This window comes from Curtobacterium sp. L3-7, assembly GCF_048756585.1.
Classification (GTDB): Bacteria; Actinomycetota; Actinomycetes; order Actinomycetales; family Microbacteriaceae; genus Curtobacterium.
In genome coordinates, this window is record NZ_CP151474.1 from 1,514,174 (window position 1) to 1,530,014 (window position 15,841).

At 71.4% G+C, this 15,841-nt stretch carries 15 protein-coding genes; 10 read left to right on the top strand and 5 right to left on the bottom strand.

What is annotated here, in order from left to right:
• Positions 1–289: 289 nt before the first annotated feature.
• The 4 genes from AAEP80_RS07445 to AAEP80_RS07460 all read left to right on the top strand — a co-directional run bounded on the left by AAEP80_RS07445 (position 290) and on the right by AAEP80_RS07460 (position 5,146).
• A complete protein-coding gene (locus AAEP80_RS07445) occupies positions 290–1,669 on the top strand; it encodes an MFS transporter (RefSeq protein ID WP_420366564.1) in 1,380 nt (459 codons plus the stop codon).
• 221 nt (positions 1,670–1,890) lie between these two features.
• Entirely contained in the window at positions 1,891–3,318 is a 1,428-nt protein-coding gene (gene glmU / locus AAEP80_RS07450) for a bifunctional UDP-N-acetylglucosamine diphosphorylase/glucosamine-1-phosphate N-acetyltransferase GlmU (protein WP_420366565.1), read from the top strand.
• A 74-nt stretch (positions 3,319–3,392) separates the two neighbouring features.
• Positions 3,393–4,370, top strand: coding sequence for a ribose-phosphate diphosphokinase (locus AAEP80_RS07455; protein WP_281267087.1), 978 nt, complete (start codon positions 3,393–3,395; stop codon positions 4,368–4,370).
• A complete protein-coding gene (locus tag AAEP80_RS07460) occupies positions 4,370–5,146 on the top strand; it encodes a putative protein N(5)-glutamine methyltransferase (protein WP_420366854.1) in 777 nt (258 codons plus the stop codon). Before AAEP80_RS07455 ends, AAEP80_RS07460 begins: the two co-directional genes overlap by 1 nt.
• Before the next feature lie 49 nt (positions 5,147–5,195).
• On the opposite strand, the gene AAEP80_RS07465 is transcribed toward AAEP80_RS07460, so the two are convergent.
• The gene (locus AAEP80_RS07465; RefSeq protein WP_420366855.1) at positions 5,196–6,740 is read right to left on the bottom strand and encodes a molybdopterin-dependent oxidoreductase; all 1,545 of its coding nucleotides are present in this window, start codon (positions 6,738–6,740) and stop codon (positions 5,196–5,198) included.
• A 129-nt stretch (positions 6,741–6,869) separates the two neighbouring features.
• Here AAEP80_RS07465 and AAEP80_RS07470 point away from each other — a divergent pair, with 129 nt between their 5' ends.
• Positions 6,870–7,553 carry a hypothetical protein gene (locus AAEP80_RS07470; RefSeq protein ID WP_420366566.1) on the top strand — a complete coding sequence of 228 codons (684 nt, stop codon included), beginning with the start codon at positions 6,870–6,872 and terminating at the stop codon, positions 7,551–7,553.
• Between the two features lie 275 nt (positions 7,554–7,828).
• Here the strand turns inward: AAEP80_RS07470 and gndA are convergent, their stop codons facing one another.
• Complete coding sequence (gene gndA / locus AAEP80_RS07475) at positions 7,829–9,286, bottom strand: NADP-dependent phosphogluconate dehydrogenase (protein WP_420366567.1); 1,458 nt, start codon at positions 9,284–9,286, stop codon at positions 7,829–7,831.
• Positions 9,287–9,405: 119 nt separating this feature from the next.
• Entirely contained in the window at positions 9,406–9,645 is a 240-nt protein-coding gene (locus AAEP80_RS07480) for an SHOCT domain-containing protein (RefSeq protein WP_420366568.1), read from the bottom strand.
• A gap of 215 nt (positions 9,646–9,860) precedes the next feature.
• Between AAEP80_RS07480 and AAEP80_RS07485 the strand changes: the two genes are divergently transcribed.
• Genes AAEP80_RS07485 through AAEP80_RS07505 form a run of 5 tightly spaced genes read left to right on the top strand, consistent with a single transcriptional unit; the run spans position 9,861 to position 13,271 of the window.
• The gene (locus AAEP80_RS07485) at positions 9,861–11,150 is read left to right on the top strand and encodes a sensor histidine kinase (RefSeq protein WP_420366569.1); all 1,290 of its coding nucleotides are present in this window, start codon (positions 9,861–9,863) and stop codon (positions 11,148–11,150) included.
• Positions 11,147–11,821 (top strand): response regulator, encoded by a 675-nt coding sequence (locus tag AAEP80_RS07490; protein ID WP_420366570.1) that lies wholly within the window; start codon positions 11,147–11,149, stop codon positions 11,819–11,821. Before AAEP80_RS07485 ends, AAEP80_RS07490 begins: the two co-directional genes overlap by 4 nt.
• A gap of 44 nt (positions 11,822–11,865) precedes the next feature.
• A complete protein-coding gene (locus tag AAEP80_RS07495; RefSeq protein ID WP_402729000.1) occupies positions 11,866–12,069 on the top strand; it encodes a DUF6290 family protein in 204 nt (67 codons plus the stop codon).
• A complete protein-coding gene (locus tag AAEP80_RS07500; protein ID WP_420366571.1) occupies positions 12,066–12,443 on the top strand; it encodes a type II toxin-antitoxin system death-on-curing family toxin in 378 nt (125 codons plus the stop codon). Before AAEP80_RS07495 ends, AAEP80_RS07500 begins: the two co-directional genes overlap by 4 nt.
• 54 nt (positions 12,444–12,497) lie before the next feature.
• Positions 12,498–13,271: a sugar phosphate isomerase/epimerase family protein gene (locus AAEP80_RS07505; RefSeq protein ID WP_420366572.1), complete on the top strand. Its 774-nt coding sequence runs from the start codon at positions 12,498–12,500 to the stop codon at positions 13,269–13,271.
• A gap of 6 nt (positions 13,272–13,277) precedes the next feature.
• On the opposite strand, the gene uxaC is transcribed toward AAEP80_RS07505, so the two are convergent.
• Positions 13,278–14,696 (bottom strand): glucuronate isomerase, encoded by a 1,419-nt coding sequence (gene uxaC / locus AAEP80_RS07510; RefSeq protein WP_420366573.1) that lies wholly within the window; start codon positions 14,694–14,696, stop codon positions 13,278–13,280.
• Positions 14,696–15,826, bottom strand: a complete 1,131-nt coding sequence (locus AAEP80_RS07515) for a LacI family DNA-binding transcriptional regulator (RefSeq protein ID WP_420366574.1) — start codon at positions 15,824–15,826, stop codon at positions 14,696–14,698. Before AAEP80_RS07515 ends, uxaC begins: the two co-directional genes overlap by 1 nt.
• Positions 15,827–15,841 lie beyond the last annotated feature (15 nt).

Below are 15,841 nucleotides of genomic sequence, written 5' to 3' on the forward strand. Positions count from 1 at the left end.
ACCCATCGGACGGGAGGCTCGGTGCGAGCCCGCCCCGAGCCTCCCGTCCGGAGCGGGAGGCTCGGTGCGAGCCCGCCCCGAGCCTCCCGTCCGGAGCGTGACCGGTCACGACACACCGTGTGCGTGCCGCCGTGCGGTCGGTGAGCGTCGCTGTGCGACGCCCTGGCCGACGGTCCTCGACCGGTCGGCGGACCTGAGCGGGGTGTCTCGACCGCTCGCGACCCGTCGTCCGGCACGTGACCAGGAACGGGGGCACCGGCGGGACACCAGGACGCGCTACGGTTCGCCCATGACCGTCGTGCCCCCGCCGCAGCGCACCGATCGTCGCGCCCTCGTCTCCTGGGCGCTCTGGGACTGGGGCTCTGCTGCGTTCAACGCCGTCGTCACCACCTTCGTGTTCAGCACGTACCTGGCGAGCCGCGCGTTCGTCGACCCGGCGCTCGTCGCGGCCGCGGACTCCTCGACAACCGCGGCACGTGCCGTGGAACGCGAGCTCGCCCACAACGCCGCCGTGGTCTCGACGGCCCTCACGATCGCCGGCATCGTCGTCGCGCTGGTCGCACCCGCCGTCGGCCGGCTCGCGGACTCGTCCGGACACCGCCGGCGGTCGGTGCTCATCGCCACGATCGGCGTCGCGCTGTCGATCGGAGCCATGGTGTTCGTCGCACCGAGCCAGCCGTACCTGGTGCTCGGTGCAGCGCTCATCGGCATCGGGACCGTCGCGTACGAGATCGCCTGCGTCGGCTACAACGCCATGCTCGGCCAGGTCGCACCGGGTCCCCGGACCGGCCGGGCGTCGGCGATCGGCTGGGCGGCTGGCTACTTCGGCGGCATCGTCCTGCTCGTGCTGCTGCTCGTGCTCTGCATCCAGGACTTCGGGGGCGGCGACACGGCCGGGCTCCTGAACCTGCCGGCGACCGTCGCGTCCGGGCAGTGGGACGTCCGCGTGGCGATCGGCATCGCCGCGGTGTGGCTCGCGGTGAGCTCGATCCCGCTGTTCCTCGTCGTCCCCGAGGCGGAGCGCGCGCCCGACCAGCGCGGGAGCCTGTTCTCCGCCTACCGCGACCTCGGCCGGGACATCGCGCGGCTCTGGCGCGAGCGCCGGAACGTGCTCGCGTTCCTCATCGCCAGCGCGGTGTTCCGCGACGGCGTCGGCGCGGTCTTCACCTTCGGCGGCATCATCGCCGCGCAGGTGTTCGGTTTCAGCGCGTCCGGGGTCATCATGTTCGCGATCGTCGCCAACGTCGTCGCGGGCATCTCCACGGCACTGTCCGGCCGGCTGGACGACCGCTTCGGCTCCCGGGCGATCATCATGGTGTCGCTCGTCGGGCTGGCGGTCTGCGGCCTCGCGGTGCTGTTCGTCGGCACGGCGCAGATCGGCTTCTGGGTGCTCGGCCTGGCCCTGTGCATGTTCGTCGGGCCCGTGCAGTCCTCGTCGCGGGCGTACCTGGCGCGGCTCGCGACCCCCGGCCGCGAGGGCGAGCTCTTCGGCCTCTACGCCACGACCGGGCGTGCCGCCGCGTTCATCGCCCCGGCGATGTTCGGCATCGCGGTGACGATCGGCGGGTCGACGCGCTTCGGCATCATCGGCATCGTCGTCGTCCTGGTCGCCGGCCTGGTGCTGATGGCCTTCGTCAAGCGCGAGAACCCCGTCGCGCCCGCCGCGTAGGAGGTCGAATCGCGCGGAGGCGGTCGAATCGCGCGTAGGTGGTCCGCTTTTCCGACCCGCTATGCACGATTCCGCGCTCCATCGCGCGTGACGTGGGTGCGAACGCGCGCACGGACGGGAGGCACGGTGCGGGTCGGACCCGCACCGTGCCTCCCGGCCTGGTCGCGTGCCGTCCTGTTGTTGCCTTGGTGCGTCGTGGCCGGGTGGGCCAGGATGGGGTGATGACCGACCAGCGGATCGCCGTCGTCGTCCTCGCCGCCGGGCAGGGCACGCGCATGAAGTCCTCGACCCCGAAGGTGCTGCACCGGCTCGCCGGACTGCCCCTCATCGCGCACGTCCTGCGGACGGCGGAGTCCCTCGAGCCGGAGCACATCGCGGTCGTCGTGCGGCACGAGCGCGACCTGGTCGCGGCCGAGGTCGCCGAGCGCATGCCGGACGCCCTCGTGGTGGACCAGGACGAGGTCCCCGGGACCGGACGCGCCGTCGAGGTCGCGGTCGCCGCGCTCCCAGCCGACTTCGACGGCGCCGTGGTCGTGCTCTCCGGCGACGTCCCGCTGCTCGACGCGGTGTCGCTCCGGCAGCTCGCCGACGTGCACGGGCGCACCGGCAACGCGGTCACGTTCGTCAGCGCCATCGCACCGGATCCGACCGGGCTCGGGCGGATCGTCCGCGACGACGCCGGTGCCTTCGTGGGCGTCGTCGAGCACAAGGACGCCACGGACGCGCAGCGGGAGATCACCGAGACCAACGCCGGCATCTACGCGTTCGACGCCGTGCACCTGCGTGCCGTGCTGCCGTCGCTGACCACGGCGAACGCGCAGGGCGAGAAGTACATCACCGACGCCCCGGCACTCATCGCCGCACGCGGCGGGCACATCGACGTCGTGACGCTCACCGACCCGTGGCTGGTCGCCGGGATCAACGACCGCGCGCAGCTGTCGGACGCCGGACGCGAGCTCAACGCCCGCATCGTCCGCGCGCACCAGCGTGCAGGCGTCACCATCCAGGACCCGGCCTCGACGTGGATCGACCTCGACGTGTCGATCGAGCCGGACGCCGAGATCCTGCCGGACACGCAGCTCATCGGTGCCACGGCGATCGCCGCCGGTGCAGTCGTCGGACCGGGGACCACGCTCCGCGACACCGAGGTGGGTGCTGGGGCCACGGTGAACCGGGTCGACGCCACCCTCGCGGTGATCGGCGACGGCGCGTCGGTCGGTCCGTTCGCCTACCTCCGGCCGGGCACCATCCTCGGCGACCAGGGCAAGATCGGCACCTTCGTGGAGACGAAGAACGCCAAGATCGGCCGCGGCAGCAAGGTCCCGCACCTGTCCTACATCGGGGACGCCGAGATCGGCGAGGACTCGAACATCGGGGCGAACACGATCACCGCGAACTACGACGGCGTGCACAAGCACCGGACCGAGGTCGGGTCGAACGTCCGCACCGGCTCGCACAACGTGTTCGTCGCCCCGGTTAGGATTGGTGACGGGGCGTACACCGGTGCAGGTACGACGGTCCGCAAGGACGTGCCGGCCGGGTCGCTCGCGATCAGCTACGCCCCACAGCGCAACACCGACGGATGGGTCGACGAACACCGACCCGGTACGCCGGCGGCCGAGGCGGCTCGGCGCGCGCGAGGCGAATGAACCACCGCGACGGCCATCGGTCGTCGGACCCTCGACACACACGGCCCTGCTGGGTCAGGGAGTGAGCACGGCACTTGTCCGGAATCAAGGCAACCGGCCAGAAACGACTCGTCCTCGTCTCGGGACGAGCACACCCGGAGCTCTCGGCGGAGATCGCGGAAGAACTCGGCGTCGACCTGGTCCCCACCGATGCCCGCACCTTCGCCAACGGTGAGCTGTACGTCCGGTTCGACGAGTCCGTCCGCGGCTGCGACGCGTTCGTCATCCAGTCGCACACCGCGCCCATCAACGAGTGGCTCATGGAGCAGCTCATCATCGTCGACGCGCTGAAGCGTGCCTCGGCGAAGCGCATCACGGTCGTCGCGCCGTTCTACCCGTACGCCCGCCAGGACAAGAAGGGCCGTGGCCGCGAGCCGATCTCGGCCCGACTCGTCGCCGACCTGTTCAAGGCCGCTGGCGCGCACCGCATCATGAGCGTCGACCTGCACGCCGCGCAGATCCAGGGGTTCTTCGACGGACCCGTCGACCACCTGTTCGCGATGCCGGTGCTGCTCGAGCGCTTCAAGGAGATCCTCGACCCGTCGACGCTGACGGTCGTCTCGCCGGACATGGGCCGCGTGCGCGTCGCCGACATCTGGTCCGAGAAGCTCGGCGCCCCGCTCGCCATCATCCACAAGCGCCGCGACCCGCTCGTCCCGAACCAGGTCACCGTGCACGAGATCGTGGGTGACGTCTCCGGCCGCTGGTGTCTGCTCGTCGACGACCTCATCGACACCGGTCGCACGATCGCGAAGGCCGCAGAGGCGCTCAAGGCCGCAGGGGCGATCGGTGTCGTCGTCGCCGCGACCCACGCCGTGTTCTCGGACCCGGCGACCGAACTCCTGCAGAGCGAGTTCATCGACCGCGTCGTCGTGACGGACACGCTGCCCGTCCCGGTGGAGAAGCGCTGGGACCGCCTCGAGATCCTGCCGATCGCGCCGCTCCTCGCCCGTGCCATCCACGAGGTCTTCGACGACGGGTCGGTCACCTCGATGTTCGATGGAGCCGCCTGATCCACCCCGCGCGGGACGCCCTCGCCGCTCGGCTCCGGGCGGCGGGGAGCGTCTTCGCCGAGGACGAAGCCGACCTGCTGCTCGACGCCGGAGACGGTGACGCCGGCCGACTCCGCACGCTCGTGCAGCGTCGGCTCGCCGGAGAACCGCTCGAGTACGTCCTCGGCTGGGCTGCCTTCGACGGGCACCGGATCCGGGTGACCCCCGGTGTGTTCGTGCCCCGCGCCCGGACGACCGTCGTGGTGTCGCAGGCCGCTGCGCTGCTGCACCGCTACGACCGCGTGGTCGACCTGTGCTGCGGCGCCGGAGCCATCGGCGTCGCGCTGCTCGAACGGGTCGGTGCGCTCGACCTCGTCGCGTCCGACATCGACCCGGACGCGGTCGACGTCGCCGCGGAGAACATCGGCGACCGCGGCATCGTCGTCGCCGGGGACCTGTTCGACGCCCTGCCCGGCCGGTTCCGCGGGGCGGTCGACGTCATCGCGGTGAACGCGCCGTACGTCCCGACCGACGTCATCGCGACCATGCCGTCCGAGGCCCGGGACCACGAGCACCGCGTGGCGCTCGACGGCGGTCCGGACGGCCTGGACCTGCACCGCCGGATCGCTGCGGGGGCGGGGGAGTGGCTGCGTCCCGGCGGCACCGTCGTCATCGAGGTGTCCGAGCTGCAGTCCGCCGCGTCAGCGGCGGCCTTCGCCGACGCCGGGTTCGCGACGCGCATCGAGCGGGACGACGCGGTGGACGGGACCTGCGTGGTGGCGAGCCGACCCGCCTGACGCGCACCGAGCCTCCCGGCTGATGCGGTCCGGACCGCGCCGTGTCCGGTCAGCGTGCCGTCAGCGTGATCGAGTCCCAGCCGGTCGCCCCGTTCGGGGCCGGCGGCCGCTGCACGCTCGTCTGCACCTCGCCGTCCGCGCTGACGGCGCGGATCTGCACCCGGTGGTCCCCGGCGGTCGCGGTCCAGCGGTAGACCCACTGCCGCCACGTGTCGGCGGACACCGAGTCGGCGAGTTCGGCGTCCTGCCAGTCGCCGTCGCCGATCTGCACCTGCACGGCCTTGACCCCGGTGTGCGGCTGCCACGCGACGCCGGCGATCGCGACCCGGTCGCCGACCGTGACGGTGCTGCCGTTCGCGGGGGTGTCGATCCGGGACTCGAGCTTGACCGGTCCGCGCTCCGACCACCCACGGGGCGTCCAGTAGCCCTGCGCGTCGGCGAACCGGGTCACCTCCATCTCGACGACCCACTTCGTCGCGGACACGTACCCGAAGAGGCCAGGGACCACCATCCGGACCGGGAACCCGTGTTCGGCGGGCAGCGGCTCGCCGTTCATCCCGACCGCGAGCAGTGCGTCCGTGCCGTCGTCCTGCAGGACGTCGAGCGGGGTGCCGGCGGTGAACCCGTCGATGCTCCGGGAGAGCACCATGTCTGCGTCACCGGTCGGCTTCGCACGCGCGAGCAGCTCGCGGATCGGGTACCCGAGCCACAGGGCGTTGCCGATGAGGTCGCCGCCGACCTCGTTCGAGACACAGCTCATCGTCGCCATGTGCTCCTCGAGCGGCAGTGCGAGCAGTTCGTCCCACGTCAGGGTCACCTCTTCCTCGACGGCGCCGTGGATGCGGAGGCTCCAGTCGGCGGGGTCGATCGAGGGCACGCGGAGCGCGGTGTCGATCCGGTAGAAGTCCGCGTTGGGCGTGACGTAGGGCGTGATCCCCGCGACGTCGAGCGAGGCGCCAGACGGCACCGTCGGCGACGTGTTCACCGGAGCGGGCAGGTGCACCGCACGCCGGATCGCTGCGGCCCGCTGCATCGCTGCGGAACCGATCCGTGCACCGGTCCCGACGACGAGGGCGAGGGCCCCGGCCGTGACCGACCAGACGATGAACGCCCGGCGCTCTGGGAGGGGCGCCTCGGAGCGGGTGGGTGTCGCTGCGGCGAACTCCCACCGCCGGAGCCTGGCCATCACGAGCCGGAGGACGATCACCGCGGCGGCAACACCGAGCACGGTCGGCGCACCGTCCCACATGCCGGAGCCCGACCGGGTCGTCACCGCCAGCAGCGACAGGGCGCCGCCGGCCGCGAACACGAGTGCTCCGAACGGCGGACGCGCGCGTTCGAGGATGCCTGCCGCAGCCGAGATCGCGACCATCAGCACGCCCATCAGCGCGAAGAGCGCGATCTTGTCGCCGGTGCCGAACAGGCTGACCATGAGGTCCTTCGCACCGGCCGGCGCGAGGTCGATGACCGCGGAGCCCACCGCCACGAGGGGACTGCCGGCTCCGCCGAGCACGAGGGCGCCGAGTTCGGCGGCACCGAGGAAAGCGAGCGCGGCGACGATGCCGACGGCCGCGGCCAGCAGTCGCGGCCGCATCGGGGATCGGCTGGTGGGCACGACCCGATGCTAGGTCTGCCGGGCTGTGAACGGGCAGGACCGACGAGGTTGCCGTGCATTCAGGGTCCTCCGGTGGGGTTCCCCGCGCTGCCGTGCGAGGATCGACACGTGCTGAGCCGACCCGACCGCGTCCCGCGGAACGGACGTGCCCGCCGGCCCATGACACCCGGCCGTCGCCTCGCGGCCGTCCGCTGGGTCATCGTCGCCGTCTGGGCCGCGTTGCTCATTGCGCGGATCATCGTCGTCGCTCGGAGCCCGGAAGCCGACCTCACCCCGTTCGGCATCGCCGAGATCGCCGTCATCGTCTTCGGGGTCGGGGTGATCCTGGCGGGAGTGCTCAGGATGCAGGGCCTCCGGCGTCGGCGCGAAGACGAGTCGCTCGCACTCGCGATCCGTCGTATCGACCCCACCGTGTGGCTCGTGCCGGCGGCTCCCACCGCCGAACTCCGTGCGATGGTCGAGGGCGATCGGTCCGAGATCACCCTCGGGTCACGCGTGACGTGGGCCTTCGGTGCGACCGAGGCGTCGCTGTGGGAGCTCGACGAGCGACGTGCGACCCGGCTGCTCGTGATCCGCTGGAGCCGGGTGATGCACGTCGGGCTCGAGGACGTGCCGGCGCCGGGCGACCGCGGCGCCTGCGCCGTCGCGATGCACTTCGTCCGACCGGACGACACGATCGCGGTCGCGACGTTCCACGTCCGGACGGCACCCGGGTCGCGGCGGTTGCTGGGGCGCGGGCCGAAGCTCGAGCGGCTGCTCGCGGAGCTGGCGCGGGAGCGCATCGTCGCCTGAGCGGGCGGGCGGTCGGGCCTTGTGTTGCGGCTGCTGGCGGTCCGTGCGCGGCTGCCGGCGGTTCGTTCCGCGAAAGCGACACCCTGCTGCGGCTGCTGGCCGTTCGTTCCGCGAAAGCGACACCCTGCCGCGGAACGTTCGGCGCAGACTGTCGCTTTCGCGCACCGCGCACCGCGCACCGCGCACCGCGCCCCGCACGCTGCGCCCGCGTCCGGCCCATGCACGCACGAACGGGCCCCGCCGTGTGGCGGGGCCCGTTCGGTGTTCGGTGCTGATCAGTGCGTGGACGGTTCCTGTTCGACCTCGCGGCGGTCGTCGTCGGACCACAGCGTGTGGAACGTGCCGTCCTTGTCGATGCGCTGGTAGGTGTGCGCCCCGAAGAAGTCGCGCTGTCCCTGGATGAGCGCGGCGGGCAGCCGGTCGGACGCGAGCGAGTCGAAGTACGACAGCGCGGACGAGAACCCCGGCGCCGGGATCCCCGACGCGGCAGCGATCCCGACGATGCGGCGCCAGGCGGCTTCGCCCTCGGCCACGGCGTTCGCGAAGTACGGGTCGACGAGCAGCGACTCGAGCGAGGGGTTCTTGTCGTACGCATCGACGATGCGGTTGAGGAACTGGGCGCGGATGATGCAGCCCCCGCGCCAGATCTTCGCGACGTTGCCGAGGTCGATGTCCCAGCCGTACTCCTTGGCACCGGCGATGATGAGGTCGAAGCCCTGCGCGTACGCGACGACCTTCGACGCGTACAGCGCTGCGCGTACGTCGTCGGCGAACGTGTCAGGCACCTCGGCGATGTCCGGCCGGGACGTCACGGAGGCCTGGACCGCCGCACGCTGCGCCGGCTTCGACGACACCGCGCGGGCGAACACCGCTTCGCCGATGCCGGAGACGGGGATCCCGAGCCCGACGGCGTTCTGCACGGTCCACACGCCGGTGCCCTTCGAGCCCGCCTCGTCACGGATGACGTCGACGAGCGGCTTGCCGGTGTCGGCGTCGCGCTGCTTGAGGATCTCACCGGTGATCTCGATCAGGTACGACTCGAGGTCGCCCTTGTTCCACTCGTCGAACACCTGCACGAGGTCCTCGACCGAGAGGCCACCGGCGCGGCGGAGCAGGTCGTAGGACTCGGCGATCAGCTGCATGTCGGCGTACTCGATGCCGTTGTGCACCATCTTCACGAAGTGCCCGGCGCCGTCCGTGCCGATGTGCGTCACGCAGGGTTCGCCCTCGGCGACGGCGGCGATCGACTTCAGGATCGGGCCGAGCGTCTCCCAGGCCTCCTTCGAGCCGCCGGGCATGATCGACGGGCCCTTCAGCGCGCCCTCTTCACCGCCCGAGATGCCCGTGCCGACGAAGTTGAGGTCCTTCTCGCGGAGGTCGTGCTCGCGGCGGATGGTGTCGTGGAAGTTCGCGTTGCCGCCGTCGACGATGATGTCACCGGGCTCGAAGCGCTCGGCAAGCTGTTCGATGACGGCGTCGGTGCCCTTGCCGGCCTGCACCATGATGATCGCGGTGCGCGGCTTCGAGAGCGACGCGACGAAGCCGTCGATGTCCTCGGACGCGATGAAGCCGGCGTCGCCGTGCTCCTTCAGGAGCTCCTCGGTGCGGGCGTAGGTGCGGTTGTAGACCGCGACGGTGTTCCCTTCGCGCGAAGCGAGGTTGCGCGCGAGGTTCGATCCCATGACCGCGAGGCCGATGACACCGATGTTGGCCGGTGCGTTGCTGTCTGCCACGTGAGTCTCCTTTGTCCTGACGTTCCGGCCCCAACTTACGGACCGGGACCTGGGACCGCACGGGTGTTACGGCAACCTGTGGACAGTGTTCACCGGCACCCGTGCGGTGGAGGAACTCGCTACTTCCGGCTCAGCTCGGAGCGGCGTGCGCGGTACTCCTCAGCGCCGATCTCGCCGCGGGCGAACCGGTCGGCGAGCACCGACCGTGCGTCCGAGAGCGCTCGCCAGCTCCCGCGCCGGAACACCCCGAACACCAGGAAGACGACGAGGAACGCGAGGAAGAAGAACGCGGGGAAGACGAAGAACGGGAATCCGCTGCCGTGCCAGTACGGTGCAGCCGTCGCGAGGGTGGTGAGCATGGGGACCTCCTGGGTCGATTGCGGTGCCGCGGTTGCGACCCTCCAAGGCTCCGGTCGGGAGGCTCGTCACGCGTCCGACCAGCAGCCCCACTTCCGCCTGCTCCCGCAGTCGTAGTGCACCCCCTCCTCACCAGCCGACTACTCCCGGGGGAGTAGTCCACAGGTCCCGCTCCCGCGGGATGCCCGGCTCGGCGACCGACCATAGGCTCGACCACATGACCTCCGAACTCCGCGACGCCGACACCCGCTGGCCGGGTCGACGACGGTTCACGCGGGTCGGCCGGGTGATCCCGGTCGCCGTCGTGCAGATCGTGGGCACCCTCGTGGCCTCCCGGTGGTCGGGCGGTCCCGCGGACGGGACCGGCCCGCCATGGGCCCGGCACAGCGCAGGGGGCGCGGCGTTCGACCCGATCGTCCTCGGGCCGCTCGCGGTGGCGCTGCTCGTCGCCGGCGTCGTGGCGCTGCCGTTCCGGTACCGCTGGCCGCTGTCGGTCCTGGCGGTCACCCTCGCCACCACGATCGGGTACGCCCTCGTCGTGAGCCCGAGGGGCCCGTTCGTCGCGGCGCTGACGATGGCGATCGCGAACGCGTGGTTCCGCGGCAACCGGGTCCCGGTCTACCTCGCGGCCGGCATCGCGCAGGTCGTGCTGCCCACGGCCGACACGCTCACCGGTCGTGCGTCGTTCCCGACCGTGACGACGATGACGCTGTGCCTCGCATGGCTCACCGCGACGATCGCGATCACCGAACTCGTGCGCGTCCGTGTCGCCCGCGTGGCAGAGGCCCGCCGTGCCCGAGCAGCCGCGGACCGGGCCCGGGCGGACGACGAACGCGTGCGGATCGCCCGGGAGCTCCACGACTCCGTGGCGCACAGCATGTCGCTCATCAACCTCCAGGCCGGTGTGGCGCTGCACCTCGGCAACGCGCTCCCGGAACAGACCAGGGACTCGCTGACGAACATCCGCGACTCCAGCAGGCAGGCCCTCGTCGAGCTGAGGACGATCCTCGGCGTGCTGCGGTCCGTCGACGGCGAGCCTGGGAGCTCCGAACGGAACCCGACGCCGGGGCTCGATCGCGTCCCCGACCTCGTCGAGCGCGCTCGTGCGGCCGGGATCGACATCGGCCTCAAGGTCCGCGGGGATCTCGGCAGCGTCGGTGGGATCGTCGACCGCAACGCGTTCCGGATCGTGCAGGAGTCGGTGACCAACGTCATGAAACACGTCCCGGAGCACACCGCGCGCGTGCTCGTCGAGGTCGGCGCCGAGCTCGTCGAGGTCACCGTGTCCGACGTTCCCGGCGCTCCCGACGCCCACCTCGGCGCGCGGGCGACGAGCGGCGGCGTCGGGCACTCCGGCAACGGCATCATCGGGATGCGGGAGCGAGCGACCGCTGTCGGCGGCACCCTCCGTGCCGGGCCGACCCCCGAGGGCGGGTGGACGGTGCTCGCGCGGTTGCCGGTCGGCGATCGGCCGTCCGACATCGACCAGTCAGGAGCGACACCGTGACCGATGCGATCCGGGTGGTGCTCGTCGATGACCAGGTCCTGGTGCGGGCGGGGCTCCGCGCGCTCGTGGACGCCGAGCCGGGCATGACCGTCGTCGGGGAAGCGGGCGACGGCGACAGCGCGGTCGAGGTCGTTTCACATGAGCGGCCCGACGTCGTCCTCATGGACATCCGGATGCCGGGCAGCGACGGGCTCGACGCCACCAGACGCATCTGCGCCGATGCTGCGCTCGCCGACGTGCACGTCGTGATCCTCACCACCTTCGAAGAGGACGACTACGTGTTCGACGCGATCCGTGGCGGCGCGGCCGGGTTCCTCGTCAAGGACACCGAACCCGCCGAGCTCCTGCGCGCGATCCGAACGGTGGTGGCGGGGGAGTCGTTGCTCTCGCCGCGAGCCACACGCTCCCTGGTCGAGGCGTTCGCGACCCACGCGAAACCCAGCTCCCTGTCCCCGGAACTCGACGTCCTGACCGACCGTGAACGCGAGGTGATGCGCCTCGTCGCCATGGGGTGCACGAACACCGAGATCGCCGAGCGGCTGTTCGTGAGCTCCGCCACCGCGAAGACCCACGTCTCCCGGGCGATGATCAAGCTCGGTGCCCGCGACCGTGCGCAGCTCGTCGTCTTCGCCTACGAGACCGGCCTCGCGACCCCGGGCTGGCAGGCCTGATGCTCCTCACACGCACTGATACCACCGCTGATACCATCGAGAGCATGGCGATGACCCTGCGGCTCGACGACGACGAAGCCGCTGCCCTTCGGCAGCGCGCGGACCTCGAAGCACGCTCGATGCAGGACGTCGCCCGGGAAGCCATCCGCGAGTACATCGAGCAGCACAGCCGGAGCGATCTCATCGACGGGATCCTGGACCGCGAGCTGCCTCGGTACGCGGAAGCGCTCGACCGCCTCGCGCGATGATCCACCTGACACTCGACGAAGCACTGCACATCGCCCGTCGCACGGTCGGCTCCGACGTGCTCGTGCGGGATCCCGGGCTGCTCGAAGCCGCACTGGCCCGGGCCGCGACGACCGTCGACGGTCGTGATGCTTACCCGACCCTGGTCGACAAGGCTGCGGCGCTCGTGCACTCCGTCGTACGGAACCACGCGCTGGTCGACGGGAACAAGCGGCTGGGCCTCATGCTGCTGATCGTCTTCCTGGGTGTGAACGGTCGGACCCTCACGATGTCCAACGACCAGGCCTACGCGTTCATCGTGGCGATCGCCGAAGGACGGCTCGACGACGTCGGCCCGATCGCCGCGGAACTCCTGGACCACGTGGCGGAGCGCTGACGGCAACGGATGGCAACTCCCGGCACCGCGGCGTTCCGGGAGCACGATGGACGCATGGCCTTCAGTGGGATCGGCATCGTCGCCGGCGAACACCTGACCGATGCGGTACGGCGAGCGGGCGCGGATCACGTCGAGCCCTCGATCAGCGGCAACCTCGTCGTGCAGGGCGACGACGGGTGGCACCGCAACGAGGCGTACGCCGGGGAGCGCTTCGGGTCGTTCGCGCTCTTCGTGCCACCGGACCTGCCGCTCCTCACCGGTGAACCCGCGGTCGTCGACGGGTACTTCCAGGCGGTGCTGCCGATCATCGCCTCGGTCGCCGAACCCGGCGCGAAGATCGTGTTCGGCTCGGGCACGGCTCGGACCGCGCCGGAGGGGATGTCGGACGCCGACGCGCGCGCCCGGTTCGCACGCGTCGTCCGGGTCGCACGGGACACCGCACGCGAGCACGACCTGCGCATCGTCCTGGAACCCCTGAACCGGTCCGAGACGAACCTGATCCACACGATCGACCAGGCGGTCCGGTTCCTCGACGAGTTCGCCCTCGACGGGGTCGGCGTGGTGGCAGACCTGTTCCACGTGCAGGCGGAGTCCGAGTCGTTCGACGTCGTCCGCGCGCACGGCGACCGCATCGGGCACGTCCACCTCTCCGACCGCGACCGCGAGGCACCGGGTACCGGGGACTGGCCGTGGCGGGAGTTCCTCCGAGCAGTGCAGGACGGCGGCTACCGCGGCTCGGTGTCGCTCGAGTGCCACTGGCCCGACGACGCCGAGCCCGCGATGACGACTGCGCTCGCCGAGGTCCGGGCGGCCGTCGTCGCGGGCTGAAGCGGCTCAGAGCTTGAACGTGGCCTTCGGGATGTCGGACACGATCCGGCGGGCGGTGTGGACGGCGTCCTCCTCCGAGATCTGGTGCGTGACGACGAGCGACGCCAGGTAGGCGGCGTCGGCACGACGGGCCATGTCGTGCCGCGCGGGGATGGAGCAGTACGCCCGGGTGTCGTCGATGAACCCGGAGGTCTTCGTGAACGACGCCGAATCGGTGATCGCTGAGCGGTACCGACCGATCGCGGCCGGGGTGTCGATGAACCACCACGGCGCGCCGGCGTAGACCGCGGGGTAGAAGCCGGCGAGCGGCCCGATCTCACGGGAGAACACGGTCTCGTCGACGGTGAACAGCACGAGGTGGAACCCCGCTGCGGTCCCGAAGGACTCGAGCAGGGGCCGGAGCGGTTCGGTGAAGGAGCCGACCGCCGGGAGGTCGTGCCCGGTGTCCGGTCCGAAGCGCTCGAGCGTCGGCGTGTGGTGGTTCCGGATCACGCCGGGGTGGAGCTGCATGACGAGCCCGTCATCGACGCTCATCTCCGCCCAGCGGTAGAGCATGTCGTGCCGGTACGCGATCGCATCCGCGGCGGACACGTCCCCGCGGAGCGTCGCGGCGTGGATGCGCTCGCGTTCCGAGGAGGACAGCGGCGTCGATCCGGCGTCCAGCACCCCGGTGTCGGTGGCCGTCGCGCCGTGGTCGATGAAGTACTGGCGACGCGCGCGCAGTGCTGCCAGCAGCCCGTCGTGGGTTCCCGTGTCGATCCCGGCGGCCTCGCCGATCGACGCGACCACGAGCCTCCAGTCCGACCGGGACGGGTCGAAGACGGCGTCGGCACGGAACGTCGGGACCACCCGGCCGTGGAAGGTCGGGTCGGCGGCGAGCCGCGCGTGCGCGGCGAGGTCGTCGGCCGGGCCGTCGGTGGTGGCGAGCACCTCGATGCCGAACGAGTCGAACAGGGCGCGGGGGCGGAAGCCCGGCTCGAGCAAGGCCGACGCGATGTGGTCGTACTGTGCGTCGGCGTTCGCGGTCGACGGCGCCTCGGTCAGCCCGAAGACGTCGTGCAGCTCGGTCTCGAACCAGTAGCGGACCGGGGTGCCGAGGAAGTCGTCCCAGTGCGTCGCCAACTGGCGCCAGATGTCCCGACCGGCCGGTGTGTGCCCGGGGTCCCGCCCGAGCGCGGACAGGTCGACCCCGTTCGCGTGCAGCAGCCGGAGCACGTAGTGGTCCGGCGTGATGAGGAGCGCTGCCGGATCCGGGAACGGCTCGTCGGCGGCGATCATGGACGCGTCGACGTGGCCGTGCGGCGAGATGATCGGCGCGTCCTTGACGGCGTCGTAGACGGTGCGTGCCACCGAGGTGGCTGCCGGGTCGGCCGGGAACAGCCGGTCGGGGTGCGGCGCGAGCGTGGGCACGGCGGCAGTGGTCATCATCGACTCCTTCGCGAGGACAGCGTGGACAGCGCGGACCGCGCGGACTGCGCGGCCTGCGGAGAGGGTGTGGTCGGCGCGGGTCCGGTGGACTCGCGGACGGTCAGGTGGGTGGGCAGCGCGACGGCACCGCGCATGCGCTCGCCGGGGAGCTCCTCGGACGGGATCGCGCCGAGGCGCCCGAGCAGCATCGTGATCGCGACGCGGCCGGCACGTTCGATGGGCGAGGTCATCGTGGTGAGTGGCGGGTTGCAGAAGTCGGCGCCGAAGATGTCGTCGCACCCGACGATGCTCATGTCCTCGGGGACGCGGACGCCGCGTTCCCGGAGACGACCGAGCATGCCGATGGCGATGAGGTCGTTGAAGGCGATGCACGCGGTGGCACCGGCGTTCACCGCGGCGTCGGCCGCAGCTGCGCCGGAGTCCACGAACGGCGCGTGCGGACCGATGCGGGCGACGCGGACGTCGAGCCGCTTCGCGACGCGGACGAGCGCCTTCCAACGACGTTCGTTCGACCACGAACTGTCCGGACCTGCGACGTAGAGGACGTCGCGGTGTCCGAGCGATGCGAGGTGCTGCACGGCCTGCTCGACGCCGCCCGGGGTGTCGATGAGCACGGAGGGGACGCCGTTCGGACGGCGGTTGACGACGACGAGCGGGAAGCGTTCGGCGTAGCGGGCGATCTGCGTGTCGGACAGTCGCGACGCGGTGAGGACCACACCGTCGGCCTTGGCGGAGATGGCGCTCAGCGCGGCCATCTCGGCGTCGGCCGACTCCTCGGTGTCGACGAGCAACTGCGTCCACCCTGCTGCGGCGAGCTGGTGCTGCGTGCCACGGATGACGTCGAAGTAGAAGGGGTTCGTGATGTCGGACACCAGGACGGCGACCGCGCGGGTCCGGCCGGACGTCAGCGCCCTGGCCTGCGAGTTCGGGACGTAGCCGAGCTCCCGCGCGGCCTCCTGGATGCGTTGCTGCGTCGCGCGGTTGACGCGGTCGGGCAGGGACAGCGCGCGGGAGACGGTGGACGGGGCGACCCCGGTGGCATCCGCCACGTCACGGATCGTGACCCGGCGCGACGTGTCGATCTCGGTCACGCAACCTCCAACGGTGAACCCGGTGCGACGGTGCATCGGTGACACGAAGCT

What these genes read in the sequence shown, in the direction of transcription:
- AAEP80_RS07500 (WP_420366571.1), top strand. Translation starts at nt 12,066, where the DNA reads ATGATCCACCTGACACTCGACGAAGCACTGCACATCGCCCGTCGCACG.
- AAEP80_RS07465 (WP_420366855.1), bottom strand. Translation starts at nt 6,740, where the DNA reads ATGCGGCCGCGACTGCTGGCCGCGGCCGTCGGCATCGTCGCCGCGCTC.
- AAEP80_RS07495 (WP_402729000.1), top strand. Translation starts at nt 11,866, where the DNA reads ATGGCGATGACCCTGCGGCTCGACGACGACGAAGCCGCTGCCCTTCGG.
- glmU (WP_420366565.1), top strand. Translation starts at nt 1,891, where the DNA reads ATGACCGACCAGCGGATCGCCGTCGTCGTCCTCGCCGCCGGGCAGGGC.
- AAEP80_RS07480 (WP_420366568.1), bottom strand. Translation starts at nt 9,645, where the DNA reads ATGCTCACCACCCTCGCGACGGCTGCACCGTACTGGCACGGCAGCGGA.
- AAEP80_RS07485 (WP_420366569.1), top strand. Translation starts at nt 9,861, where the DNA reads ATGACCTCCGAACTCCGCGACGCCGACACCCGCTGGCCGGGTCGACGA.
- AAEP80_RS07515 (WP_420366574.1), bottom strand. Translation starts at nt 15,826, where the DNA reads ATGCACCGTCGCACCGGGTTCACCGTTGGAGGTTGCGTGACCGAGATC.
- uxaC (WP_420366573.1), bottom strand. Translation starts at nt 14,696, where the DNA reads ATGACCACTGCCGCCGTGCCCACGCTCGCGCCGCACCCCGACCGGCTG.
- AAEP80_RS07445 (WP_420366564.1), top strand. Translation starts at nt 290, where the DNA reads ATGACCGTCGTGCCCCCGCCGCAGCGCACCGATCGTCGCGCCCTCGTC.
- AAEP80_RS07505 (WP_420366572.1), top strand. Translation starts at nt 12,498, where the DNA reads ATGGCCTTCAGTGGGATCGGCATCGTCGCCGGCGAACACCTGACCGAT.